Origin of the sequence: Rhodococcus tibetensis (genome assembly GCF_024438035.1) — a bacterium.
Lineage (GTDB): Bacteria > Actinomycetota > Actinomycetes > Mycobacteriales > Mycobacteriaceae > Rhodococcus_F > Rhodococcus_F tibetensis.
The window spans coordinates 69,735-93,806 of sequence record NZ_JANFQF010000021.1; the positions used below are offsets into that span (position 1 = coordinate 69,735).

Annotated in this window: 19 protein-coding genes; 11 read left to right on the plus strand and 8 right to left on the minus strand. The window is 67.1% G+C overall.

Annotated elements, in window-relative coordinates:
• Positions 1-44 precede the first annotated feature (44 nt).
• The gene (locus tag NOF53_RS21730) at positions 45-836 is read right to left on the minus strand and encodes a crotonase/enoyl-CoA hydratase family protein (RefSeq protein ID WP_255972597.1); all 792 of its coding nucleotides are present in this window, start codon (positions 834-836) and stop codon (positions 45-47) included.
• 79 nt (positions 837-915) lie between these two features.
• On the opposite strand from NOF53_RS21730, the gene NOF53_RS21735 reads away from it, so the two are divergent.
• Genes NOF53_RS21735 through NOF53_RS21745 form a run of 3 tightly spaced genes read left to right on the plus strand, consistent with a single transcriptional unit; the run spans position 916 to position 4,180 of the window.
• The gene (locus tag NOF53_RS21735; protein ID WP_255972599.1) at positions 916-1,527 is read left to right on the plus strand and encodes a TetR/AcrR family transcriptional regulator; all 612 of its coding nucleotides are present in this window, start codon (positions 916-918) and stop codon (positions 1,525-1,527) included.
• Positions 1,524-3,161, plus strand: coding sequence for an acyl-CoA dehydrogenase family protein (locus NOF53_RS21740; protein WP_255972602.1), 1,638 nt, complete (start codon positions 1,524-1,526; stop codon positions 3,159-3,161). Before NOF53_RS21735 ends, NOF53_RS21740 begins: the two co-directional genes overlap by 4 nt.
• A 23-nt stretch (positions 3,162-3,184) precedes the next feature.
• Complete coding sequence (locus tag NOF53_RS21745; RefSeq protein ID WP_305087177.1) at positions 3,185-4,180, plus strand: crotonase/enoyl-CoA hydratase family protein; 996 nt, start codon at positions 3,185-3,187, stop codon at positions 4,178-4,180.
• Between the two features lie 63 nt (positions 4,181-4,243).
• On the opposite strand, the gene NOF53_RS21750 is transcribed toward NOF53_RS21745, so the two are convergent.
• Positions 4,244-4,543: a DUF4193 domain-containing protein gene (locus tag NOF53_RS21750; RefSeq protein WP_255972606.1), complete on the minus strand. Its 300-nt coding sequence runs from the start codon at positions 4,541-4,543 to the stop codon at positions 4,244-4,246.
• A 182-nt stretch (positions 4,544-4,725) separates the two neighbouring features.
• Here NOF53_RS21750 and NOF53_RS21755 point away from each other — a divergent pair, with 182 nt between their 5' ends.
• Positions 4,726-4,977, plus strand: a complete 252-nt coding sequence (locus NOF53_RS21755) for a hypothetical protein (protein ID WP_255972608.1) — start codon at positions 4,726-4,728, stop codon at positions 4,975-4,977.
• Between the two features lie 3 nt (positions 4,978-4,980).
• Here the strand turns inward: NOF53_RS21755 and NOF53_RS21760 are convergent, their stop codons facing one another.
• Both NOF53_RS21760 and NOF53_RS21765 read right to left on the minus strand, forming a co-directional pair.
• On the minus strand, positions 4,981-7,368 hold the full coding sequence (locus NOF53_RS21760; protein WP_255972610.1) for a glutamate--cysteine ligase: 2,388 nt from the start codon (positions 7,366-7,368) through the stop codon (positions 4,981-4,983).
• Between the two features lie 10 nt (positions 7,369-7,378).
• A complete protein-coding gene (locus NOF53_RS21765) occupies positions 7,379-7,570 on the minus strand; it encodes a hypothetical protein (protein WP_109326290.1) in 192 nt (63 codons plus the stop codon).
• A gap of 76 nt (positions 7,571-7,646) precedes the next feature.
• Between NOF53_RS21765 and NOF53_RS21770 the strand changes: the two genes are divergently transcribed.
• The gene (locus tag NOF53_RS21770) at positions 7,647-8,741 is read left to right on the plus strand and encodes a DUF2332 domain-containing protein (protein ID WP_255972614.1); all 1,095 of its coding nucleotides are present in this window, start codon (positions 7,647-7,649) and stop codon (positions 8,739-8,741) included.
• On the opposite strand, the gene ggt is transcribed toward NOF53_RS21770, so the two are convergent.
• Together ggt and NOF53_RS21780 are read right to left on the minus strand one after the other, a co-directional pair.
• On the minus strand, positions 8,738-10,726 hold the full coding sequence (gene ggt / locus NOF53_RS21775) for a gamma-glutamyltransferase (RefSeq protein WP_255972616.1): 1,989 nt from the start codon (positions 10,724-10,726) through the stop codon (positions 8,738-8,740). The two genes, NOF53_RS21770 and ggt, sit on opposite strands and share 4 nt — an antisense overlap.
• Before the next feature lie 104 nt (positions 10,727-10,830).
• On the minus strand, positions 10,831-11,607 hold the full coding sequence (locus NOF53_RS21780; RefSeq protein WP_255972618.1) for a putative protein N(5)-glutamine methyltransferase: 777 nt from the start codon (positions 11,605-11,607) through the stop codon (positions 10,831-10,833).
• Between the two features lie 259 nt (positions 11,608-11,866).
• On the opposite strand from NOF53_RS21780, the gene NOF53_RS21785 reads away from it, so the two are divergent.
• The 3 genes from NOF53_RS21785 to NOF53_RS21795 all read left to right on the plus strand — a co-directional run bounded on the left by NOF53_RS21785 (position 11,867) and on the right by NOF53_RS21795 (position 14,143).
• Positions 11,867-12,271, plus strand: coding sequence for a DUF732 domain-containing protein (locus NOF53_RS21785; RefSeq protein WP_255972620.1), 405 nt, complete (start codon positions 11,867-11,869; stop codon positions 12,269-12,271).
• A 157-nt stretch (positions 12,272-12,428) separates the two neighbouring features.
• Complete coding sequence (locus NOF53_RS21790; protein WP_255972622.1) at positions 12,429-13,394, plus strand: pirin family protein; 966 nt, start codon at positions 12,429-12,431, stop codon at positions 13,392-13,394.
• Between the two features lie 2 nt (positions 13,395-13,396).
• A complete protein-coding gene (locus tag NOF53_RS21795) occupies positions 13,397-14,143 on the plus strand; it encodes a pirin family protein (RefSeq protein WP_255972624.1) in 747 nt (248 codons plus the stop codon).
• Positions 14,144-14,156: 13 nt separating this feature from the next.
• Here NOF53_RS21795 and NOF53_RS21800 read toward each other — a convergent pair whose 3' ends face one another.
• Together NOF53_RS21800 and NOF53_RS21805 are read right to left on the minus strand one after the other, a co-directional pair.
• Entirely contained in the window at positions 14,157-14,507 is a 351-nt protein-coding gene (locus NOF53_RS21800; RefSeq protein WP_255972626.1) for a DUF8021 domain-containing protein, read from the minus strand.
• 1 nt (position 14,508) lies between these two features.
• Positions 14,509-15,522 carry a hypothetical protein gene (locus NOF53_RS21805; protein ID WP_255972628.1) on the minus strand — a complete coding sequence of 338 codons (1,014 nt, stop codon included), beginning with the start codon at positions 15,520-15,522 and terminating at the stop codon, positions 14,509-14,511.
• Between the two features lie 231 nt (positions 15,523-15,753).
• On the opposite strand from NOF53_RS21805, the gene leuA reads away from it, so the two are divergent.
• The 3 genes from leuA to NOF53_RS21820 all read left to right on the plus strand — a co-directional run bounded on the left by leuA (position 15,754) and on the right by NOF53_RS21820 (position 24,056).
• On the plus strand, positions 15,754-17,562 hold the full coding sequence (gene leuA / locus NOF53_RS21810) for a 2-isopropylmalate synthase (protein WP_255972630.1): 1,809 nt from the start codon (positions 15,754-15,756) through the stop codon (positions 17,560-17,562).
• Positions 17,563-18,007: 445 nt separating this feature from the next.
• Positions 18,008-23,494 carry an ATP-binding protein gene (locus NOF53_RS21815; protein WP_255972633.1) on the plus strand — a complete coding sequence of 1,829 codons (5,487 nt, stop codon included), beginning with the start codon at positions 18,008-18,010 and terminating at the stop codon, positions 23,492-23,494.
• 184 nt (positions 23,495-23,678) lie between these two features.
• Positions 23,679-24,056, plus strand: coding sequence for an SHOCT domain-containing protein (locus NOF53_RS21820; protein WP_255972635.1), 378 nt, complete (start codon positions 23,679-23,681; stop codon positions 24,054-24,056).
• Positions 24,057-24,072 lie beyond the last annotated feature (16 nt).

Genomic DNA, 24,072 nt, shown 5'->3' on the forward strand with positions numbered 1-24,072 from the left:
CCGGTTCATCGATGCTACGCACCTGTCATCGCCACCGGGCTCGGTCAGGAGGGATCTGCCTCTTGCGTGTCGAACGATCCGTGCCGCCCGGCGCCGGCGGCGAACCGCGACGCTCCCTCGACCGTTCCGTTCGCCAACGAGGTTGCGCCATGGCGCAGTTCCGCCAGCAGCGCGAGTTCCTCGGGGAGACCGTGCTGTTCGAGGACGGAAAGACGGTCTTGTCGCATGCACACCTGAGGGAAGGCTGCGATGTCGGCGGCGAGCTGCTGCGCCGCCGACACGGCGTCGCCGGCCGGTACCCTCCGGTTGATCAACCCGATGCGGAGTGCCTCGTCGGCGTCGACGGCGCGGCCGGTGAGGATCAGATCCATTGCCCGGCTTTCACCGATGAGCCGTGGGAGGCGGACCGTCCCGCCGTCGATCAGGGGCACACCCCAGCGCCGGCAGTACACACCGAAAATTGCGTTCTCGTCGGCTACCCGCAGGTCCGCCCACAGCGCCAATTCGAGTCCGCCGGCCACGGCATGACCCTCGACCGCGGCGACGACCGGCTTGGACAGCCTCATCCGGGTCACCCCCATCGGGGCATCACCGTCCGGGGCTACGCGATTGCCCCGTCCTGCACTGATCGCCTTCAGGTCCGCGCCCGCGCAGAACGTTCCACCCTCGCCGTGCAATACGGCGACCGACGCGTCTTCGTCTCGGTCGAATGCGCGGAAGGCCTCGGCGAGTGCCTCGGCAGTGGGACGGTCGACCGCGTTGCGCACCTCCGGCCGGTTGAGGCTGATCGTCGTGACCGGGCCGTCCCGTCGGACGAGTACCACGTCGGAAGTCATCGAGTGCGCCTTTCCTCGCTGGTCCGGCCGACGTTAGCACCCTTGACTGAAGAACGGAACGGGTGTTCACTTCTTTGGTATGGCCTATCGGCGCACTCCTGCCGTCCAGGAACGACTGGACGCTCTCCGCATCACCCTGATCGACTCCGCACTCGGGTTGATCGCCCGGCACGGCTACTCCGGGTGCTCGATCTCGGCCGTCGCCGCCGAGGCCGGAGTGGGCACCGGCACCGTGTACCGACACTTCGCGAACAAGGGCGAATTGTTCGCGGAAGTCTTCCGGATCGTGTGCAGCCGCGAAGTGAGTGCTGCGGTCGAGTCCGGAAACTCGGCGCACAGCACCGAGGGACGCTACGTCGCGGCCGTGTCGGCGTCCGTGCGCACTTTCGCCGAACGCGCCCTGCGCGCACCGACACTTGCCTACGCGCTGTTGGCCGAACCCGTCGACCTCCAGGTCGACACGGAGCGACTGCTGTTTCGTGAATCGTTCCGCGACGCGCTGGCCGTTGCCATCGCCGCCGCCGTCGACGCCGGGGAGATCCCGGATCAGGACGCGTCGGTGACAGCGGCCTGCATCGTCGGGGCCATCGGCGAGGCGTTGATCCTGCCCCTGGCCCGCGGAGCCGCCGACTCCGCGATCATCCCGGCCCTGCTCACCTTCACACTTCGATCTCTCGGGAGCCCGACATGAGTGCCACCCACGAAGTTTTCAACCAGGTGCCACCCCTCACCGACTTCGACGCGGCCTACTATCCGCCGATACTCGAAGCGCTGCAACGGGAGGGCGCACACGACGCGCTCGACGAGCTCCACGACGTCGGACGGCTCGCGGGAAGTGAGGAAGCGCAACGGTGGGGTGACCTCGCCGAGGCGCACCCACCGGTCCTGCGGACGCACGACCGTTACGGTCACCGCATCGACGAGGTGGAGTACGACCCGTCGTATCACCGGCTGATGACCACCGCCGTCGAGATGGGACTGCACGGTAGTCCGTGGGCGGATCCGAATCCGCACGCCCACCTGATCAGAGCGGCAAAGATGGCGGTGTGGGGGCAGGTCGACGCCGGGCACGGCTGCCCGATCTCCATGACGTACGCCGTCGTTCCCGCGTTGCGTCACAACCCCGAACTTGCCGCACGATACGAACCGTTACTCACCTCACGCGTCTACGACCCGGCGTCGCGCCCGCCCCTGACCAAGGCTGGGTTGACCGCCGGAATGTCCATGACGGAGAAGCAGGGCGGCTCCGATGTCCGCGCGGGCACCACGCGCGCCGTGCCGCAGTCCGACAGCAGTTACCTGCTGACCGGGCACAAGTGGTTCACCTCCGCGCCGATGTCGGATGTATTTCTGGTCCTCGCGCAGGCGCCGGGCGGGCTGTCGTGTTTCCTACTCCCCCGCGTACTTCCGGACGGCACGCGGAACCGGATGCACCTGCAGCGACTCAAGGACAAGCTCGGCAACCACTCGAACGCGAGTAGTGAGGTGGAGTACGACGAGGCCGTGGCATGGCTCGTCGGCGAGGAGGGCCGTGGTGTCCGGACCATCATCGAGATGGTCAACATGACCCGCCTCGACTGCACGATCGGGTCTGCCACCGGCATGCGGGTCGGTACCGCGCAGGCAGCGCACCACGCCGTGCACCGCAGCGCATTCGGTGCCCATCTGGTCGATCAGCCCCTGATGCGTAATGTGCTCGCCGATCTGGCGGTGGAGTCCGAGGCGTCCACCACAGTCGCCCTGTGGCTGGCCGCACTCACCGACCGCGCGGCGGCCGGTGACGAGCAGGCAACGATGCTGCGCCGGATCTCCCTCTCGGTGAGCAAATACTTCGTCTGTAAACGCGGGCCGATCCATGCAGCGGAAGCGTTGGAATGCCTCGGCGGCAACGGCTACGTCGAGGAGTCACGCATGCCGCGGCTGTATCGCGAGGCTCCGCTGCTGTCCGTGTGGGAGGGCTCCGGCAACGTCGCCGCAATCGACACCCTGCGTGCCGTGGCGAAACAGCCGGAATCGCTGCAGGTGTTCTTCGACGACCTCGACAGCACCGCCGGAGTCGATCCCCGACTCGATGCCGCAGTCGCCGAGCTGAAGTCGAGCTTCGGCGACCTCGACACCCTCCAGCACCGGGCCCGCCGGGTCGTCGGCGACATGGCACTCGCCCTGCAGGGTTCGCTCCTCGTCCGCCACGGACATCCGGCGGTGGCCGACGCCTTCTGCGTCAGCCGGCTCTCGGGAGACTGGGGCACCGTGTTCGGGACTCTTCCGGCGGGCGTCGACACCGCGGCGATCATCGACCGCGCCACACCCAAGGTGGGGTCGTGACCGACTATGAGAACCACGCCGGCATGCGTCCCGGCGCGTGGCGGGAAGGCTGGGACGAGGGGGCCGATTCGCTGTTCGCGGACCGGGAACAGGCCGACGACTGCACCGAGTACCGCACACTCACCTACGAGGTGACCGGGCGGGTCGCGCGGATCACCTTCAACCGGCCGGAACATGGCAACGCCATCACCGCGGACACCCCCCTCGAGCTCGCCGCCACCGTCGAGCGGGCCGACCTCGACCCCCGGGTTCACGTTATGTTGCTGTCGGGACGCGGCAAAGGTTTCTGCGGCGGATACGACCTCGGGGTGTTCGCCGAGAGCGCCGGCAATCCAGGGGACGGACCGGACCGGACCACCGGCACGGTGCTCGATCCGATGGTGCAGGCGCGCAATCACAATCCGTTCGCCAACTGGGATCCGATGGCGGACTACGCGATGATGAGCCGATTCAATCGTGGGTTCGCGAGTCTGCTCCATTCGAACAAGCCGACCGTCGCGAAGATTCACGGGTTCTGCGTGGCGGGTGGCACCGACATCGCCCTGTACTGCGACCAGATCATCGCGGCCGACGACACGAAGATCGGCTACCCCCCGACCCGCGTGTGGGGCGTGCCCGCTGCCGGAATGTGGGCGCACCGCCTCGGTGATCAACGGGCAAAACGATTACTGCTCACCGGTGACTGCCTGAGCGGACGGCAGGCGGCCGAGTGGGGGCTTGCGGTCGAATCGGCGCCCGCCGAGGATTTGGACCAGCGCACCGAGGACCTCGTCGGCAGGATCGCCCAGATGCCGATCAATCAGCTGATGATGGTCAAGCTCGCCTTGAACAGCACTCTCCTCGCCCAGGGGGTGACCAACTCGGGGATGATCAGCACCGTGTTCGACGGCATGTCCCGGCACACCCGCGAGGGGTACGCATTCCAGTTGCGTTCGGCAACGGCAGGATTCCGTGAGGCGGTCCGAGAGCGCGACGAACCGTTCGGTGACCACAAGCGGCGGCAGTTCGATCAGGGCTAGCCGGCCTACCGGCGCTACCCCGCACGTGAGTGCCGAAGTCCGCCACTTCGGCACTCATTTGTCTTACGCGCAGTCGCGGCAGATCAGCTGTCCACCTTCGTCCGACGCGAGACGAGACCGGTGGTGCACCAGGAAGCAGCTACTACACGTGAATTCGTCGGCTCGCTTCGGAACGACCCGTACCGTGAGCTCCTCACCGGACAAGTCCGCGCCGGGCAGTTCGAAAGACTCCGCCGTGTCGGCCTCTTCCACGTCGACGACCGAAGACTGCGTATCGTTCCTTCTCGTCTTCAGTTCCTCGAGCGAGTCCTCCGCGAGTTCGTCGTCGACGGTAACCCGTGGTGCGTCGTAGTCGGTTGCCATGACTTCCTCCCTTCGGCTCGGGTCTCCCCTGCCGGACACATTCCCGCGCTTGCGGGGCATGGTTGCTAGACAACGCGCCGGTCCCCGATTTTGTTCCCCAACCACCGGTCAATGTCATGCCGGTTGTGGTATGCCCGATCGGGGTACTTCTCAATCAGCCGACAAGGAAAGTGATCGAGGCGATGACGAGCTACCGTGACGAGCCCCTGAACCCGATCTCCGACTCGGGACCGGTGCCGCCCGAGCCGGAACCGCAACCGCCGATACCGCCGACTCCGACCCCGCCGCATCCGTTCCCACCGGAGCCCGGGCCGGAACGTCCGCCGCCCGAACCGGAACCGCACCCCGAACCGGGCCCGCTGCCGGGGCCGGGACCGCAGCCACCCGGACCGCAGCCACCCGACCCGATGCCGCCGTATCCGCCGCAGATGTAAGTTTCACTCGGATTGATCGCCGAGCCGCGTGAGCGCCACCAGTGTGCGCACACCGTGCATCATGGCGCGCTCGTCGAGCCGGAAGCCAGGCTGATGCAGTTCCTGACGCTCGCCGGCGCCGTCCCAGACGCCGAGACGAGCCATCGCACCCGGAACCTGCTCGAGATACCAGGCGAAGTCCTCTCCGCCGCTCGACTGCTGGGCTTCCGCGAGATGATCGAACCCGACCACGGACTCGATCGCTTCCCGCAGGTCCGCTGCGCAGTCGGGGTCGTTGACCACGGGAGGCACGCCCTGCAGGTAGGAGAGCTCGTAGCGCACGTGATAGGGAGCGAGCAGTTCCCCGATCGTCCCGGTCACCAGAGGTTCGAGGCTTGCCCAGGTTGAGTGTGACGCACTGCGGAGCGTCCCGATCAGCTCCCCCGACTCCGGCACGGAATTGCCCACCTGACCGGCCGAGACCTTTCCCCAGGTAAGCACCGTGGCCGTGCGAGCGTCGATGCGCCGGTCCAGGACCGAAGCGAGCCCGGTGATCAGTACAGCAGCGGCGTGGATCAAGTCACCTGTCAGATGTGGCCGCGCCGTGTGCCCACCCGGCGACCAGAGGCGCACGGTCACCGAGGCGTTCGACGAGGTGATGGGACCGCTCCGGGTGGCCAGCTTCCCGACTTCGAGGTTCGGGTCGCAGTGCAGGGCGTAAATCTTGGTGACACCCTCGAGTGCGCCGGCGGCGATGGTGTCGACCGAACCACCTGGTGTGGTTTCTTCGCCCGGTTGAAAGATCATTCGCACTCGGCACGTCGGCGGGTGCTTGGCGAGGACGGCAGCCGCGCCCATCAGCATGGCGGTATGCGCATCGTGACCGCACGCGTGGGACACCCCGGGCACGGTGGATTCGAACTCGAGGCCGGTCGCCTCGGTGACCGGCAGCGCGTCCAGGTCGGCGCGCAAGGCGATGCTGTTTTCCGTCTCGGGTCCCACATCGCACCACAGGCCGGTTCCACCGGGCATGAGGACGGGCTCGAGGCCGAGACTACCGAGGTGATCGCGCACGACACGCGTGGTTCGTCTCTCCTCGAACGACAATTCGGGATGAGCATGAAGATCCCGGCGCCAGGCGAGCAATTGCTGTTCGTCGAGCTCTCCCGACCCGGTCCAGGTCAGCTCGGACTCACTGTCACGCCGGGTGAATCGCGCCGCCCAGTGCCTGCGCGGGCGGGTCACCACGGTCGACTGCCACCTTCCCGCGTGCGCGCTCGGCTCTGGGATCTCGCCCTCGGGGAGCGGTGCCGCGCGGTCTGCCGTCTCGGCGAGAAGCTGATCGACGACGTCGGTCAACCGGTTCCGTCGCTGGAACGCCTGACGCTGACGAGCCGACGAACTTCCGAGTGTGAGGGCCGCGGCAGACAGATCCAGGACGGTATCCCAGTCGCCTGTCTCCTCGAGCTGTGGCCTCAAGGACCGCACGAAGTCGTCGACGATCTCCGCGGCGGGACGTGATCGCGGAACCTCCACGTCCACCAAATCTGCTTCCAGGCCGGAACGGGCCGCCCGCCACAGCGCCGCCCGGGTCATCGTCGAGACGATCGTCACGCCCTTGTCACCGGCCCGCAGACCCTGGATCTCCCGCTCGACGAGGGCGCGGAAAAGCGCCGCGACCAGAATGACCGTGTCGAGTCGCGGGCAGCTGTCGCACACCCGCAGTTCCAGCGTCGGAAGCTTGGCCGAGGGGCGGATGTCGAAGTACGCCATACCGGGGTCGCTGATGACGCCGCTCGATACGAGGTCGTCGATCAGGGTGTCGTACTCGGCGGCAGAAACAACGGGCGCCGCGGGACCGGTACTCGGCCACCGCAGCCACAACAGCGTCCGCGCGCTCGCGTAACCGGTGTCCGAACCATCGGCTCGGAACGGCGAACTCACACTGAGTGCGAGGAACACCGGGAGGTAGGGAGCGATGCGGTTAGCCACCTGCACGGCCTCGTCCCGGTCGGGCACATCGACATGCACCTGGGTACCGCAGATCAGCTGTTCGCGGGCGAGCATCTGATAATCCGCGAGCATGCGCTGGTAGCGCAGCGACCCTGTCACCTGCATTTCCGTCGGAAGGGCGAGCGGCATCGAGCCGGCGGCCGCCACCCCGACGCCCAGCCCCCCGGCCGCGTCGACGAGCAGCGAGCGGTGCCGCGCGAGGTCGGCCCTCAGATCGGCGAGGGCGGTGAACACACCACTGTTGACCTCGACCACACACCGTTGCAGCTCGTCGACGTAGGCGTTGTCGGGCAGTCGCGCCAGCAGTTCCGGCGCACGGGTTGTCAGGCGCCGGGTCTTCAAGTCGATGAGGTGGAACTCCTCCTCGACGCCCAATTTCCTTGGGCTGCTGGCGAACACGGTGGGGTCTCTACTGTTTCGAAACGCCCTCGGTGTCGTCGAAGAACGACCATTCGCCGTCGTGCTCGACTTCCATCCGCCACCCGAGTTCGCTGTTGTCGGCCCGGACGTCGACGAACCACGCGTGCGCGTCGTCGGCTGCGTCGATTTCTCGGGTCTCTACCACGTCACCTTTGGGGTCGATTACTCGATAAGTCGCCATACTCTTGTGTTCCCCGACCGCGACGATCCGAACCAACGCCACACTGCGGCCGCCGCGCTGGCTAGAATTCTCTTCGATGCCGAGGACGACCGCAGGAAGCGCCGTACCCGCGGGCACGGCCCGCACACTCGCACAGGTGTACCGACGCTTCGGTGAGGTCGACGCCGCCGACACATCCCCCCTGTACGAGCGCGTCGCCGTCGCCGTCAGTGAGTCCGACGTGGCGCTGCGCGCGATCGAGATGGCGCCGGCCCGCAAGCGACACCCCACGGTGATCCTCGCCGCGCTACACGACCTCGCCCTCGCAGGACGCGCCCCGGCGCTTGCCGCCGCCTATGCCACTGCGGACGGCGACGCTGCCGCCGACGCAGCGATCGACACGCTGTTGCACATGACCGACTCGGTCGTGGCCATCGCCGTGCGCCGGCCGACGCGGACCAACGAGACCGGACGTTGCGCCGTGCTGTATCCGGCCGTGGCCGAGGCGGCGCGCCGGGTAGGCGCGAATGCGGTGGGGCTGATCGACGTGGGCTGTTCGGCCGGGCTCAATCTCAATGTCGATCGCGTCGGCATCACGTACAGCAACGGACAATCGTTGGGCGACACGTCATCTCCCGTGCAGCTGTCTGCTTCGATCGTGGGAGACCGGCCCCTTCCGACCCGGGCAATGCCCGAGGTCGTCGCCCGGGTCGGCGTCGACCTCGATCCGGTCGACGTGACCGACGCGGATGACGCCCGATGGTTGCGCGCCTGCCTGTGGCCGGATCAGCGGGAGCAGGTCGCGAGGCTCGACGCGGAGATGGCGTTGGCGGCAACGGCCCCTCCGCTGCTGCTGCAAGGTGACGCCGTCGAGGTGCTGCCCGACGCCTTCGCCGAGATGCCCGGGGACGCCCTGCCTGTCGTCACTACGACCTGGGGACTGTCGCGCTTTCCGCTCGAGAGCCGACTGCGCTTCCTGCACCGCCTCGACGAAGCGGCGGCAGGCCGGGCGGTGGCGTGGGTGTCAGCGGAGGGGGTCGGAGTCGCGCCGACGATACCGACGCTCGGCGATCGCCGCGCGTCCGGCCACAGCATCATCGGTCTCGCGGTGTTCGACCGGTCGGTTCTGCGCGCCGAGGCCGTTGGCCGCTGCTGGTCGCAGGGCCGGTTGCTGGCGTGGCTCGCTGACTAGCCGGTACCGTCGCCCATCACTGCACCCTCACGCCGGGGATCGGCGCCGCCGACCCACCCCGCGTCGACGCGTTGCAGCGCACTGAGCCCGCTCGACTGCGGAGCAACCGAGACCTGGTGACCCATCGCCCGCAACTGCGCGATCAACGGGTCGTCGGCGCCGTCCCGGGCAGCGTTGATGTTCGGGTGTTCGCCGCCCACCCCGGTCACCGGAGTGTTGGCAGCACCGAAGTCGACGCCCGAGACTGCCTGCTGCGGGTTCATGCCCCAATCGAGCATGCCCACCAGGGTTTTCACGACGAACTGGATGATGACCGAGCCACCGGGTGAGCCCGTCACGAATTCGACGTCACCACGCGTGCCGTCGTCGCCGCGACTGAAGACGAGTGTCGGCGCCATCGAACTGCGCGGCCGCTTACCCGGTTCGACCCGGTTGGCCAGCGGCGCACCATCCGGCCCGACAGGTTGCGCCGAGAAGTCGGTGAGCTGGTTGTTGAGCACGAAACCCTCGGTCATGTGGAACGACCCGAACGCCGACTCCACCGTGGTGGTCATCGACGCGACGTTGCCGTACTTGTCCGCGACCGAAATATGGCTGGTGCCATGCTCCTTGTCCTGCGGCTGCACACCCAGCGGCACCGGCCCGAAGTCACCCGGCTTCGCGGTACCCATGCTCTTGCCGGGGTCGATGAGCTCGGCACGTCGCTTCAGGTAGTCGTCGTCCAGCAGGGTGTCTACCGAGTTACCGGGCAGCGGAACGAAATCGGAGTCGGCCACGTACTTGTCCCGGTCGGCGTATGCCAGTCGCTCGGCTTCGGAGATGAGATGCACGGCCTCCGCGGTCGGTTTCCCGCCGTTGGCGTCGAGGTTCGTCGGTCCCGAGGCCGACAGATCGAAGTTCTCCAGGATGCCGAGGGTCGCCGCCACCGCCGTCCCACCGGACGACGGGTTCGGCATACCGCAAACCTCGTGGTCGCGGTACGGCGTGCACAGCGCTGTGCGCTTCTTCGCCTGGTAGTTCGCAAGATCGTCGAGCGTGATGTGCCCGGGGGTCCGTCCACCCGACGCGTTCGCCGTGGAGTCGACGATGCTCTGGGCGATCGCGCCGGTGTAGAAGGCTTCGGCACCACCCGAAGCTATGGCCCCGAGTGTCTTGGCCAGCGCGGGATTCGTCAACTTCGTCCCCGCCGGTTTGGGGCTGCCGTCCGGGTTCAGGAAGTACGCCTTCGATTCCTCGTCGACAGCCAGTTCGGGAGCGGACGCGGCAATCTGCCCGGCCATGCGGGGGCTGATCTCGAAACCCTGATCTGCCAGTGAGACGGCCGGGTCGAACAACTCCCGCCACTCGTTTCTACCGTGTTCACGGTGAGCCAGCTCGAGCATCCGGACCACTCCGGGCACACCGATCGACCGTCCACTTGCACGCGCGTCAGGCTTGGGTTCGGTACGGTCCGCGTCGCTGATCCAGCGGAGGTAGTTCTCCGTCGCCGACATCGGTGCCACCTCGCGCCCGTCGTACGCCTCGACACTGTTCTTCTCCGCGTCGTAGTAGAGCAGGAAGGCACCACCACCGATCCCCGACGACTGCGGTTCGACGATGCCCAGGACGGTCTGCGCGACGATCAACGCGTCGGCCGCCGTACCCCCGTCGCGCAGAACGTCACATGCTGCTCGGGTCGAAATCGGGTTGGCGGTCGACACCGCATACGACGCGGTGTCGACGGGTACCATCCCGGAGCGGTAAGCCGTCGCGATCTCCGGATTGGTCGCGAGGTTTTGACTGGTGGGCGGAGCGCCCGCCGGCGGCGCGGGATTTAGACCTGGCGGCGGCGCCGCAGCCGTCGTGCCGTTGGGAACATCGGCACACGTGGCAGCGGGATCGCTCTGCGGCGCCTCGTCAGACGAACACGCCGCCAACATGCCGACGCAGAGTGCTGCCGCCAGCGATGCCCGGATTCCGATGCCGACTCCTGAGACACGACCCATCTCGAGACCCTAACGAAAACTTCGGCCTCGGGAGAGCGGAACGCCGCCGTACCTCGCGATGTCGCGACCCGTCAGATCCGTGGTCCAGCTCTGCGCCCGGCCGCTCACGACCGCATTCCGACGACGACGGTGGCACCGAGTTCGGCGGAAGTCTCGACTCGCGCACTCAACCCCACGTCGGTGAACGCCTTGACGGTCCGAGCCGCCTGGCGCTCACTGGTCTCGATCAGGAGGTGACCACCGGGGGCGAGCCAGTGGTGGGCACCGGCCGCCACGCGCCGCTGAATACGCAGGCCGTCGGTGCCGCCGTCGAGCGAGACGAGCGGCTCGTGCAGACGCGCCTCAGGGGGCATCAACCGAATCGCCTCGGTCGGCACATACGGCGCGTTGGCCACCAGAACATCGACCTGTCCGCGCAAGCGCGGCGGCAACGGGTCGTAGAGGTCGCCCTCGAACACACGCTCCGCGGGCACGTTGCGACGAGCGCACCGCACCGCAGCGGGGTCGATGTCGACCGCATACAACTCGGGAGAGTCGGTGACGGCGGCGAGCGCAGCCCCGACCGCCCCCGAACCGCAGCACAGGTCGACCACGACAGCGCCTCCCCGAAGCACAGCCCTGGCCTGATCGACGAGAAACTCGGTACGGCGGCGAGGCACGAACACATCGGCATCGACCGCTATTCGCAGACCACAGAATTCTGCCCAGCCGAGCACGTGTTCGAGGGGTCTACCAGCGACGCGGCGCTGAACCATCGACACGAGGCTCGCCGGATCATTCGCCGCCGCGAGGATCAACCTCGCTTCGTCCTCGGCGAAAACGCAACCGGCAGCACGCAATTGATGAACAAGAACATCTTCGGTGGAGGGTGAAACCGACATGAGAGGGCCTTTCGGAATGCCGAGGGGCGCTCTCTCGGCCACCTTAGGTCGGCACCACCGCGCGGTCGCGGGGCGAGAGCACCCGAACTGAACTGACGAACACGGGTCTCACCTCCTCGAACGACTCCTGCTGGAGAGGGCAACACTACCTGCCGCGCACCCCGGCGAACAGACGAACGCCGCGAAGCCACACGCGTGCTGTGGCCGTCCGGGCGATACGATCGTCGCCGCACCAGCCTCGAAAGGACTCCTCCGCCCCATGCGCCGCACCCTAGCTCTGACCGCCCTCACCGTCTGCTCCGCGACGATCCTTTCTGCCTGCGGTGGGGACAGCACCGACTCCGCAGCCCCGGAGTCGAGCAGCACCTCCGCCGCCAGGACCACCGCCGACACCGCGCCCGGCAAGCGCATCTTCGCAGTCGCCGACGACCCCGCCACCGCCGCCGACTACCTGGCCTACCTGAAGTCGATGAACCAGAACGTCACCAACGACGAGACCGCGGTGCACCAGGCCGGCGAAATCTGCACCGCCCTCGACGCCGGCAAGCCCCTCGACCGGGTGCGCGAGGAGTGGACGCCGATGCTCACCGCCGACGGCGTCTACTACTACATCATCGGCGCCGTCACCCGGTATTGCCCCGACCACGAGGAGATCCTCAACTGAGGGCGCTTCGCGCTCGTGCGTGGTTAACGAGCCTCTGCACTCGTCAACCACGCACGGGCGGCGGAGCCGCCTGGGCGCGGGAATACCCGCGCTCCGCCGGTGTTACACCTCGTAAGGTAATTGAAACATCAATTACATGAGTATGAGGAGACACCACATGCCTGCCGTGACGGTCGACAACATCCTTGCCCTGCCGCGTATCGACGCACCTGCTCCGGGCGCCGTCGACCGGCCGGTCCGCTCACTGACCACGGCCCCGGTCGGGTACGAGGGCGAGGGCTTCCCCGTGCGCCGCGCCTTCGCCGGCATCGACCTGGCTGCGCTCGACCCGTTCATCCACATGGATCAGATGGGTGAGGTGAACTACGCGCCCGGCGAACCCAAGGGAACGCCGTGGCACCCGCATCGCGGGTTCGAGACCGTGACCTACATGATCGACGGAATCATGGAGCACCAGGACTCCAACGGAGGTGGCGGCACCATCGGCGGCGGCGACACCCAGTGGATGACGGCCGGTGGTGGCATCCTCCACATCGAGACGCCCCCCGAGCACCTCGTCGTGAGTGGTGGACTCTTCCACGGCGTCCAGCTGTGGGTGAACCTTCCCCGCGACAACAAGATGGCCGCACCCCGCTACCAGGACATCACCGGACAGAAGGTGGCGCTGCTGTCCTCCCCCGACGGCGGCGCTCTGGTGCGTGTCATCGCCGGCGAGGTGGACGGGCATTCCGGCCCGGGCTCGACGTACACGCCGATCAGCCTGGTTCACGCGACCATTGGCCCCGGGGCGAGCCTGACGCTGCCGTGGAATCCCGAATTCAACGCCCTGGCGTACGTCCTTGCAGGTGAGGGCATGGCCGGTTCGGAGCGCAGGCCGTTCCGGATGGGGCAGACCGCGGTCTTCGGGCGCGGCGACACCCTGACCATCGCCGCGGCCGACACCCAGGACTCACGGACCTCCTCGCTGGAGGTGTTCGTTCTCGGCGGCAAGCCGATCCGTGAGCCGGTGGCCATGGCCGGACCGTTCGTCATGAACACCAAGGCCGAGGTGATGCAGGCGTTCGAGGACTTCCAGGCCGGTCGCCTGGGATCCATTCCCGCGGCACACGAGACGCAGGGCTAGGCATGGCTGCTGTGGCGATCCAGCGTGCGGGTGAACGCAGGCACCTGAGATACGGATGGCTCGATTCCCGCCACTCCTTCCCGATGGCGGGAAACTTCGACCTCGCGGAGGGCGCTCACGGGCTGCTCCTCGTCAACAACGAGGACGTCGTCGACGCGGGCGAAGGATTCGACACCCATCAGCATCGGGACGTCGAGATCGTCACGTGGGTGCTCAGCGGATCCCTGGTCCACCAGGATTCCGCTGGGCACACAGGCGTACTTCATCCCGGACTCGCCCAGCGGATGAGCGCAGGCACCGGGATTCTGCACTCCGAGCGCAACGACCGCCGACGTGCCGACGGATCGCGCGCGACCGAGCCTGTGCACCTGGTGCAGATGTGGGTACCGCCCAGCGACTCCGGTGCCTCCCCCAGCTACCAGGAGCTGCCCATCGACGACGAGCTCGACTCCGGGGCGCTGGTGACCGTTGCGTCCGGCCTTCGGAGAGATCGGAACGATGCGGCGATCGGACTGGGGAACAGACACGCCGCTCTGCACGCGGCGCGCCTGAACACCGGTCAGTCCGTGGTCCTACCGGACGCACCGTTTCTGCATGCGTTCTTCGCACGCGGTGGCGGCGACGTCGAGGGCATCGGCCTTCTGCAGCAAGGGGATTCGCTCAGGCTCACGGGAATCGGCGGACATCGGTTCACCGCGACCGAATCCACCGAGATCCTGATCTGGGAGATGCACGCCGGACTGCAGTGAGCAGCACACGTCTTCAGGGACGCCGGATCTTCGCATCGATGCGGTGGATCCGGAGGTCGTTCTGCGGTATTCGGAATGTCTCGATCACCCGCACGGTCATGAGCGTTCGGCCGAACAGTCCGGCGTCCAGGAGATAATCGGCGGTGATGTCGTCTCCGGCCACCGACCACGCAACCTCACGGACGGCCCGGACCAGACGGAACTGAGGCCCTCGGGACAGGCTGCGGCGCAAATGGTTTCCCGAGAGGGCCGTTTTGATCCCCGCCTCGTAGCGAACGGCCCGAGGACCGATGGGCACCGAGTTGCCGTCGTGACTGAGCAACGCATCCAGGTAGGCCTGGGCCACTTCGACCTGAGTCAACATGTCAGTAGTCGAACATGTCCGCCGCGGCCAGCACCAGCATTTGCGCGTCATCGCAGTTGCGCGCCGTTGCTGCCACCGACGCGATCAGCCTGTTACCGCGTTTGGCCGATTCACTCATGGGACTGTCCGGAACGTTGGTGTCGAGGACGGCCCCTGGATAAAAGTAGTAATGGCATTCCAGCGCGTCCTCGAAGTGGGCGAACGACCTGCCGTCGATCTCGACCACGTCCGGCCCCCCTGTCCTCGGCGGAGTGGACAGGGCGAACCGCAGGGAAGCCTCGTCGCCGCGCCGGAGAGTCAGACGGCACTCGTACGGCCGACTGCCGGGGACGAACGTCGCGATCTCGGGTTCGGTCACCTTTTCGACCACCCGACACGGGTCTTGTTGCGCCAGAGGAATATCTGCTCTGCCGGTCGGCGCGGAACGCAGCCTGGCGGTCACGGCCTCGAGCACGGCGCGCGCCTCCGCACAGCCGTCACCGGAATTCGACGTCCCCGCTCCGTCCGCCCCGGCGAGGTAAGCGACGTGACCCCAGCGCTCCGACGCCCCGCCTCCGGGAACCGGCGGCAGCGAGAAGTAGAGCGTGCACGTACCGGGCAGCGGCGCCAGCGCCGGGCGCACCTCGACACCACCGGCGGCGTCGCCGCTTCCGACTCCCTCGGACGGTTCACGCTCCCCTACCACGACCTCGATCCAGGACGGATCGAGTGGTGTGCCGCCGGGCGGGATCACTTCCGCATGACACGTCGACAGGTCTCCAGCCGGACCGTATGCGGTGAGGACGCCGAACGAGGCCACCGAGGCTGCGTCGAGCAATCCGCACGGTTCGACGGCCCGGGCCGCGGCGGCCACCGCGAGCTCCGCGCGGACGAAGTCGCTGACAGGCAGACCGTAGACCGGTGCACCCACACCGACGACGCGCGGCGAGCCGTCGACGATCACGCCACAGGACAGGGCACACGCTGCGAGAACGACGACGAGGACCACCGGAGTGAACCGTGAGATGAGACGCACTGCACCTCCCTCGCTCGACGTGTCGAACGGCGACACATCCGAGTGTCGTGCCGAACCCCTACACACGGAGAATAGGCTCAGGAGTAGAGTGCTCGTTATGCATCGCGCACTTCTCCTTGGTTGCCGCGACGGGGTCTGATCCAGACTGGCTTCCCGTCGCGGGGTTCTCGTGCGCCGGTCGACACAGCCGTTGGACTCACAAAGTCCGCATCGAATCTGGAGATCAATCCCATGTCCCCCGCTGACGCTTTCACCACCGGAACGCGCACCATCACGCCGCCTTCCAAGCCTGCTCCCGCCGACCAGCCGGCGTGGAACACCCAGAAGAACTCTTCGATGCCGACATTCCGGTATCGTTCGTTCGCCGAAGAGGTGGAACCGGTGTCGCTGCCGGACCGCACCTGGCCCGACAAGACCATCGACCGCGCCCCGCAATGGTGTGCGGTCGACCTCCGAGACGGCAACCAGGCCCTGATCGACCCGATGAGCCCCGCCCGCAAGCGCCGCATGTTCGAACTGCTGGTGCGGATGGGCTACAAGGAGATCGAGGTCGGATTCCCGTCGGCCAGTCAGACGGACTTCGACTTCGTCCGCGAGATCATCGAAGACGGCGCCATCCCGGCCGACGTCACCATCCAGGTGCTCACCCAGTCCCGCCCCGAGCTGATCAAGCGCACGTTCGAGGCGTGTGAGGGCGCCGAGAAGGTGATCGTGCACTTCTACAACTCCACCTCCATCCTGCAGCGCCGAGTGGTGTTCAAGGCCGAGCGCAACGTCATCAAGAAGATCGCCACCGACGCGGCGGCGCTGGCGCTGGAAGAGGCGAAGAAGTACCCGGACACGCAGTGGCGCTGGGAGTACTCGCCCGAGTCGTACACCGGCACGGAACTCGAGTACGCCAAGGAGGTGTGCGACGCCGTCACCGAAGTCCTGCAGCCCACCCCCGAGAACCCGGTCATCCTGAACCTGCCGGCCACCGTCGAGATGGCCACCCCCAACGTGTACGCCGACTCGATCGAGTGGATGCACCGCAACCTGGCCCGCCGCGACTCGGTCATCCTGTCGCTCCACCCCCACAACGACCGCGGCACGGGCGTCGCCGCCGCAGAGCTGGGCTATCAGGCCGGCGCCGACCGCATCGAGGGATGCCTGTTCGGCAACGGCGAGCGCACCGGCAACGTCTGCCTGGTCACGCTGGGTCTGAACCTGTTCACTCGCGGTGTCGACCCGCAGATCGATTTCTCGAACATCGACGAGATCCGCCGCACCGTGGAGTACTGCAACCAGCTGCCCGTTCACGAACGCCACCCCTACGGCGGTGACCTCGTGTACACGGCGTTCTCCGGCAGCCACCAGGACGCCATCAACAAGGGCCTCGACGCCATGAAGATCGACGCCGACTCCCAGGACGCCGACGTCGACGACATCCAGTGGGCGGTTCCCTACCTGCCGATCGACCCCAAGGATGTGGGCCGCACCTACGAGGCGGTCATCCGCGTCAATTCGCAATCGGGCAAGGGTGGCGTCGCCTACATCATGAAGGCCGATCACGGGTTGGTGCTGCCGCGCCGGCTGCAGATCGAGTTCTCCCAGGCTGTCCAGCGGATCACCGACGGCGAAGGTGGCGAGGTGTCCCCGAAGGAGATGTGGGACGTCTTCCACGAGGAGTACCTCGCTCCGATTACCCCGCTCGAGCGAATGAAGCAGAAGGTCACCGCGTCCGAAGAGGACGGCGGCACCGACTCCATCACCGCAACGGTCAAGGCGAACGGCAAGGAACACGAGATCTCGGGTTCCGGCAACGGCCCGCTGGCCGCGTTCGTCGACGCACTCGCCACCATCGACTTCGATGTCCGGGTGCTCGACTACTCGGAGCACGCGATGTCGGCGGGTGACGACGCCCAGGCAGCTGCCTACGTCGAGTGCGCCGTCACCGCTCCCGACGGCCGGAACACAGTGGTGTGGGGTGTCGGTATCGCCACGTCGATCACCACGGCGTCGCTGCGCGCCGTGGTCTCGGCGGTCAACCGCGCCCACTGACCCATTCATCCGTATCGCCGCGAGTGCGCCCGAGCGCACTCGCGGCGTTCGCGTTTTCCGGGACACCCCCGGCTCACGCACCGAACCGGTCGGTAACTTGCGCGAAAGTGCGCTACGGCGTAGCACTTTCGTACTTCGGCACGAAACTCAGGCCGTGACAATGGGTTACAGGTAACTTCTTGAACACTTGACAAACCGACAGTGACCTCCGCTGAAGTTACGCGCGGGTACAAAATTTCGACGTTATGCTCCAGTTCCCGGGCATCGGGTCTTGCAGAGTCGCAGGACCCGATGATCGCATTCGGGGCGCCCTTGGAGGGCGACAAGTGGGTTGTGCAGGGGTGCACGCGTCCGCGAAGGCGGCACCCAGTCCACGGCGGGCATGGCCTTGGCCATCGAAACACTCTGCGGATCAATGAGTTTTACGGAAACGGAGCGCTAACTGATGTTCAAGCGAATAGCGATAGTCAATCGCGGCGAGGCTGCGGTCCGCCTGATTCGTGCCGTGCGTGAGCTGAACGCCGAGCACAACTACGGCATCACGACGGTCGCACTGCACACCGAGGCGGAACGCCGCGCGATGTTCGTGCGCCAGGCCGACGAAGGTGTGTGCTTGCGCACAGTCAAGAGCGGAACGGCCTACCTCGACCACGCCGAGCTGGCCCGCGCCCTGCGCGAGAGCAAGGCCGACGCCGTGTGGGTGGGCTGGGGCTTCGTTGCCGAGGATCCCGCTTTCGTCGAGGTCTGCGAACAGCTGGGGATCACCTTCATCGGTCCGCCGGCTGAAGCGATGCGTCTCCTCGGCGACAAGGTGGAGGCCAAGCTCCTCGCGGAGAAGGTGGAGGTCCCGGTCGCGCCGTGGAGCGGTGGTCCGGTCGCCACCCGCGCCGACGCACGCCGTCACGCGCAGGCCATCGGCTACCCGCTCATCATCAAGGCCCGAAGTGGTGGCGGTGGCCGCGGCATCCGCAAGGTCTGGTCCGAGGACGAACTCGAACTCGCCCTCGAGCGCACCCAAGGTGAGGCTCAGCGGTCGTTCGGTGACCCCGTCGTCTTCATCGAACGACTGGTCACCGACGCGCGCCACGTCGAGGTACAGGTCATTGCCGACAACTTCGGCAACGTCTGGGCTCCTGGTGTGCGTGACTGCTCCATCCAGCGCAAGAACCAGAAGGTCATCGAGGAGTCCAGCTCGCCGCTCCTCACCACCGAGCAGTCCAATCACCTCCGCACCGTGTCGAGCGAACTCGTGCGTGCGGCCGGATACCGCGGCGCGGGCACGGTCGAGTACCTGTACCAGCCCGAGCAGAAGACGTTCACGTTCCTCGAGGTCAACACCCGCCTGCAGGTCGAGCACCCCATTACCGAGGCCACCACAGGCATCGACCTGGTGAAGCTGCAGATCCTCGTCGCCAGCGGCGAGCCGCTGGTCGGCGACTGCCCGCCCGAGTTCGGTCACGCAGTCGAGGCCCGCCTCAACGCTGAGGACGCCGCCAACGGCTTCGCTCCCGCGCCCGGCGCGGTGCAGCTGCTCAAGTTCCCGCTCGGCAGCGGTCTCCGCGTCGACACCGGCATCGCCCAGGGCGACGTCATCCCGCCCGACTACGACTCGATGGTCGCCAAGGTCATCGCCTGGGGTCGCGACCGCTCCGAGGCGCTCGCGCGTCTGCGCACCGCTCTCCGCGAGACCACAGTCGTGCTGCAGGGCGGCACCACCACCAAATCGTTCCTGCTGGACCTGCTGGACCGCGAAGAGGTCATCACGGCGTCCGCCGACACCGGCTGGCTGGACCGCACCGACGCGGGAACGTCCAACGTCCCGTCCCGCACCGCCGACGTTGCACTGATCGCCGCGGCCATCGACGTCTACGACGCCGAAGAGAAGCTCGAGCGTCAGGCATTCCTGTCGTCTGCCCGCGGTGGACGACCCCGCGCCGGCCACGCCATCGGCCGCAAGGTGGAGCTCAGTTACCAGGGTCAGGCGTACGGACTCACCGTCACGCAGGTCGGCGCCCACCGCTACCGCGTCGACGGTGACGCCCCCGAGACCGAGGTCGAGGTGGACCGGCTCAGCGAGTTCGAGAGCCGGCTGGTGATCGGCGAGCGCCGCCACCACGTCGTCTCCGTCGCGGGACGCGCCCAGTACCTCGTCGAGGTCGACGGCATCAGCCACCAGATCAGTCAGGACGAGGCCGGTGTCGTGCGCGCCCCCGCCCCGGCGGTCGTGGTCGCGGTGCCGGTGTCCGTCGGTGACGAGGTCGAGGTCGGTGCCACCCTGGTCGTCCTCGAGAGCATGAAGATGGAAACCGCGGTCCGCGCGCCCGTTGCCGGCCGCGTCCGGGAAGTGCTGGCAATGGTCAACTCGCAGGTGGACGCCGGAACGGCGCTGCTGCGGGTAGAGGAAAGCTCCGACGAGTCCGCGGCGCAGCAGTCGCCCCGAGTCGAATTCGATCTCGGCGCCCCGGCGACCCACGGTGACCCGCGTATCGATGCCCTGTCACAGATCGATGCTCTCGGTGCGCTGCTCACCGGGTACGACGTCAGCGCGAAGCGGGCGGGCGTGTTGCTCGCCCAGTACGAGAAGTTGCGGGCGCAGATCGCCGGCGACCCCGACCTCGTGCAGGCCGAACTGGCGCTGCTCAACACGTTCGCCGACATCTGCGAGATCGGCCGTAACCGTCCGACGGTGGCCGAGGAAGACGGCGACGAGCGGGTGCACAGCCCGCGCGAGCACTTCCACACCTATCTCCACACCCTCGACGTCGAGCTCGAGGGGCTCCCGGAGTCCTTCCAGACCCGGCTGTCGCGCGCGCTGCGCCACTACGACGTCACCGGTCTCGAGCGCACCGCCGAACTCGAAGAGGCTGTCTACCGTCTCTTCCTCGCGCAGCAGCGTATGGACAACCAGGTTTCCGTCATCACCGCGCTGCTCAACCGCTGGCTCAACGACGGCAACGCACCCGGCCGCGCCCCGAGCGGGCTCGGTGAGGTCCTGGACCGGTTGATCGTCGCCACCCAGGTCCGCTACCCGGTGATCGGCAACGTCGCCCGCAACGTCCGCTTCCGCTTCTTCGACGAGCCGCAGATCCGCAAGGCCCGCGAGCAGGTGTACGACGGTGTCCGCGGCAGCCTCGAGTACCTCGCCGAGCGTCCCGACGCCCACGACTACCAGGAACGTCTCGAAGCACTGGTCGCCACCCCGCAGTCGCTGACCGAGCTGCTCGGACAGCGCATCGCCCGCAAGAGCGCCACCGTGGGCCCGCTGCTCGAGGTGGTCACCCGCCGCTACTACGACATCCGCACGCTCGAAGACGTCGCAGCCTTCGATCGAGGCGGCCGGCACTTCGTCACCGGCAACTTCGACCTGCTCGGGGAGCGTCTGCACCTCGTGTCGGCCGTCGCCGACTACGCCGAACTGCCCGGTGCGCTCGCCGAGATCGGTGACGTGGCCTCGGAGACCCCCGAGAACCTCGTCCTCGACCTCTACCTGTCTTGGTCCGAGCCGCCGGCCGATCCGGACACGATGTCCGAAGACCTGCGCAAGACGCTGGCGAAGCTGCCCCTGGCCGCCTCCAGCCGCCGCGTCACGGTCTCGGTCTTCGGTGGCCTCGGCACGGACGTCCGGAAGTTCACCTACCGGCCGGACGCGGGTGTTCTCGCGGAAGAGGCACTGATCCGGGACATGCACCCGCTCACCGGTCAGCGCTTCGACCTGTGGCGCCTGAAGAACTTCGAAGGCACCCGTCTTCCCGCAGCGGCGGACACGTTCCTGTTCCACCTGGTGTCGCCCGAGAACCCCACCGACGAGCGCCTCATCGCACTCGCCGAGATCCGCGACATCACCCCCGTCCGGAATGAAGACGGCCAGGTGATCGGCGTTCCCGCCGCCGAGCGCGTCCTGCAGTCGTGCCTCGACGGGATCCGGCGGGCTCAGGCGGCCCGTGGCAGCAAACGCAAGCTCGACGCCAACCGCGTGGTGCTGTACGTGTGGCCGAAGATCGACGTTCCGGTGGAAGACCTGCAGGAGTTCGCGCGCGTCGCCGCCCCGCTGACCGCGGGCGCCGGACTCGAGGAAATCACCGTGATCGCCCGGCTCCAGGGCGCGGCGGGCAGTCAGTCGCAGGAGAAGGCGCTGCGCTTCTCCTACCGCACCGGCAGCGGCGTCGTCGTCAAGGTCACCGACCCGCCGACCGAGCCGCTGCAGCCGCTCGACGCGTACACCCAGAAGGTCCGCAGTTCCCGCGCCCGCGGCACCGTCTACCCGTACGAGCTGATTCCCCTGCTCACCGGTCGCGACGGAACCTTCGTCGAGCACGACCTGGACGAGTCGGGCCGACTGGTTCCGGTGGACCGTCCGTACGGACAGAACCGCGCCGGCCTCATCGTCGGTTTGGTCACCGCCCGTACCGAACGGCACCCTGAGGGCATGACCCGGGTCGCACTCTTCGGCGATCCGACGAAGGCTCTGGGCACCGTCGCCGAAGCTGAGTGCGCGCGCCTCGTGGCGGGCGTCGACCTGGCCGAGGAGCTGGGTGTGCCGGTCGAGTGGTTCGCGTTGTCGTCCGGGGCGACGATCTCCATGGACAGCGGCACCGAGAACATGGACTGGGTGTCCCGCGGCTTGCGTCGCATCATCACGTTCACGCAGAACGGTGGCGAGATCAACGTGATCGTGGCCGGCATCAACGTCGGCGCACAGCCCTACTGGAACGCCGAAGCCACGATGCTGATGCACACCAAGGGCATTCTCGTGATGACGCCCGACAGCGCCATGGTGCTCACCGGGAAGAATTCGCTCGACTACTCCGGTGGTGTCTCGGCCGAGGACAACTTCGGTATCGGTGGTTACGACCGTGTCATGGGACCGAACGGTGAGGCGCAGTACTGGGCACCCAACCTGCCCGCGGCCTGCCAGATCCTGTTCGCGCATTACGATCACGCGTATGTGGTTGCCGGAGAACGCTTCCCGCGTCGGGCACACACCGCCGACCCGATCGGACGAGACGTGCGCACCTTCCCGCACGTTCACCCGTCCAGCGACTTCACCACGGTCGGCGACATCTTCTCCGCGGAGACGAACCCGGAACGCAAGAAGCCGTTCGACATTCGCACGGTGATGCGGGCGCTCGTCGACCAGGACCACCAGGTGCTGGAGCGGTGGGCCGACATGGCGGACGCGGACACGTCGGTCGTCATGGACGCACACCTGGGCGGTTACCCGGTGAGTGTCATCGGCATCGAGTCGCGGGCCATCGCCCGTAAGGGATGGTCGCCGGCCAACGGTCCCGACCAGTGGACCGCGGGAACGTTGTTCCCGCAGTCGTCGAAGAAGACGGCACGAGCGATCAACGCCGCGAGCGGCAGTCGCCCGCTCGTCGTGCTGGCCAACCTGTCCGGATTCGACGGATCCCCGGACTCGCTGCGACACATCCAGCTCGAGTACGGCGCCGAAATCGGCCGCGCCATCGTCAATTTCGACGGTCCGATCGTGTTCTGCGTCGTCTCCCGCTACCACGGTGGCGCGTTCGTGGTGTTCTCCGGAGCACTGAACGACAACATGGAGGTGCTGGCGGTCGAGGGTTCGTTCGCGTCGGTGCTCGGCGGCGCCCCCGCCGCGGCCGTGGTGTTCACCCGTGAGGTCAACTCGCGGGTGGCCGCCGATCCGTCGATCCGGGAACTCGAAGCCAATCTGGCCGGCGCACAGACCGACGCTCAGCAGGCTCACCTGCGGGTCGAACTGGCCGCCCAACAGGCTGCGGTCCGCAACGAGAAACTCGGTGAAGTCGCCGCCGAGTTCGAGGCCGTGCACAACATCCAGCGCGCCCAGCAGGTCGGCTCCGTCGACGCGGTCATCCCCGCCGTCGAACTCCGCCCGTACATCATCGGTGCCGTCGAGCGCGGTATGCGACGAGCGGTGGAATCCGCGAGCTAAAACGACGCGACACGGCCGCGGCACCTACCGGTGTCGCGGCCGTTCGTGTGTACTTCTCCTGCACCGATGTCACATTCGGTCGGCAGGCTGTGCCCATTTCACCTGTTTCGGATGACGCGGGCGGGCGGGAGAACTGCGATAGTCGGCGCAGACTTCCTTCGACTGTGTGAAATGGAGCGCTGCAATGGACTCGTTCTGGGACTTCCTCTGGGTAATTATCACCACGTTCGCCTTCGTGGCTTACCTGATCCTGCTGTTCTCCATCATCACCGACCTGTTCCGCGACCATAAGTCGTCGGGTTGGGCGAAGGCCATCTGGATCATCTTCCTGTTCGTCGTCCCCTTCCTGACCGCGCTGGTGTACCTGATCGTCAAGAGCGACGGCATGGCGCAGCGGTCGATGGCTGCTGCGCAGCAGGTCAAACAGGCACAGGACAGCTACATCCGCGAGGTCGCGGGCAAGTCGTCGGCGGAACAGATCGCGGACGCGAAAGCACTCCTCGACGCCGGCACCATCAACCAGCGGGAGTACGAGACGCTCAAGGCGAAAGCGCTGAGCTGACCGCTGCACAATTTCC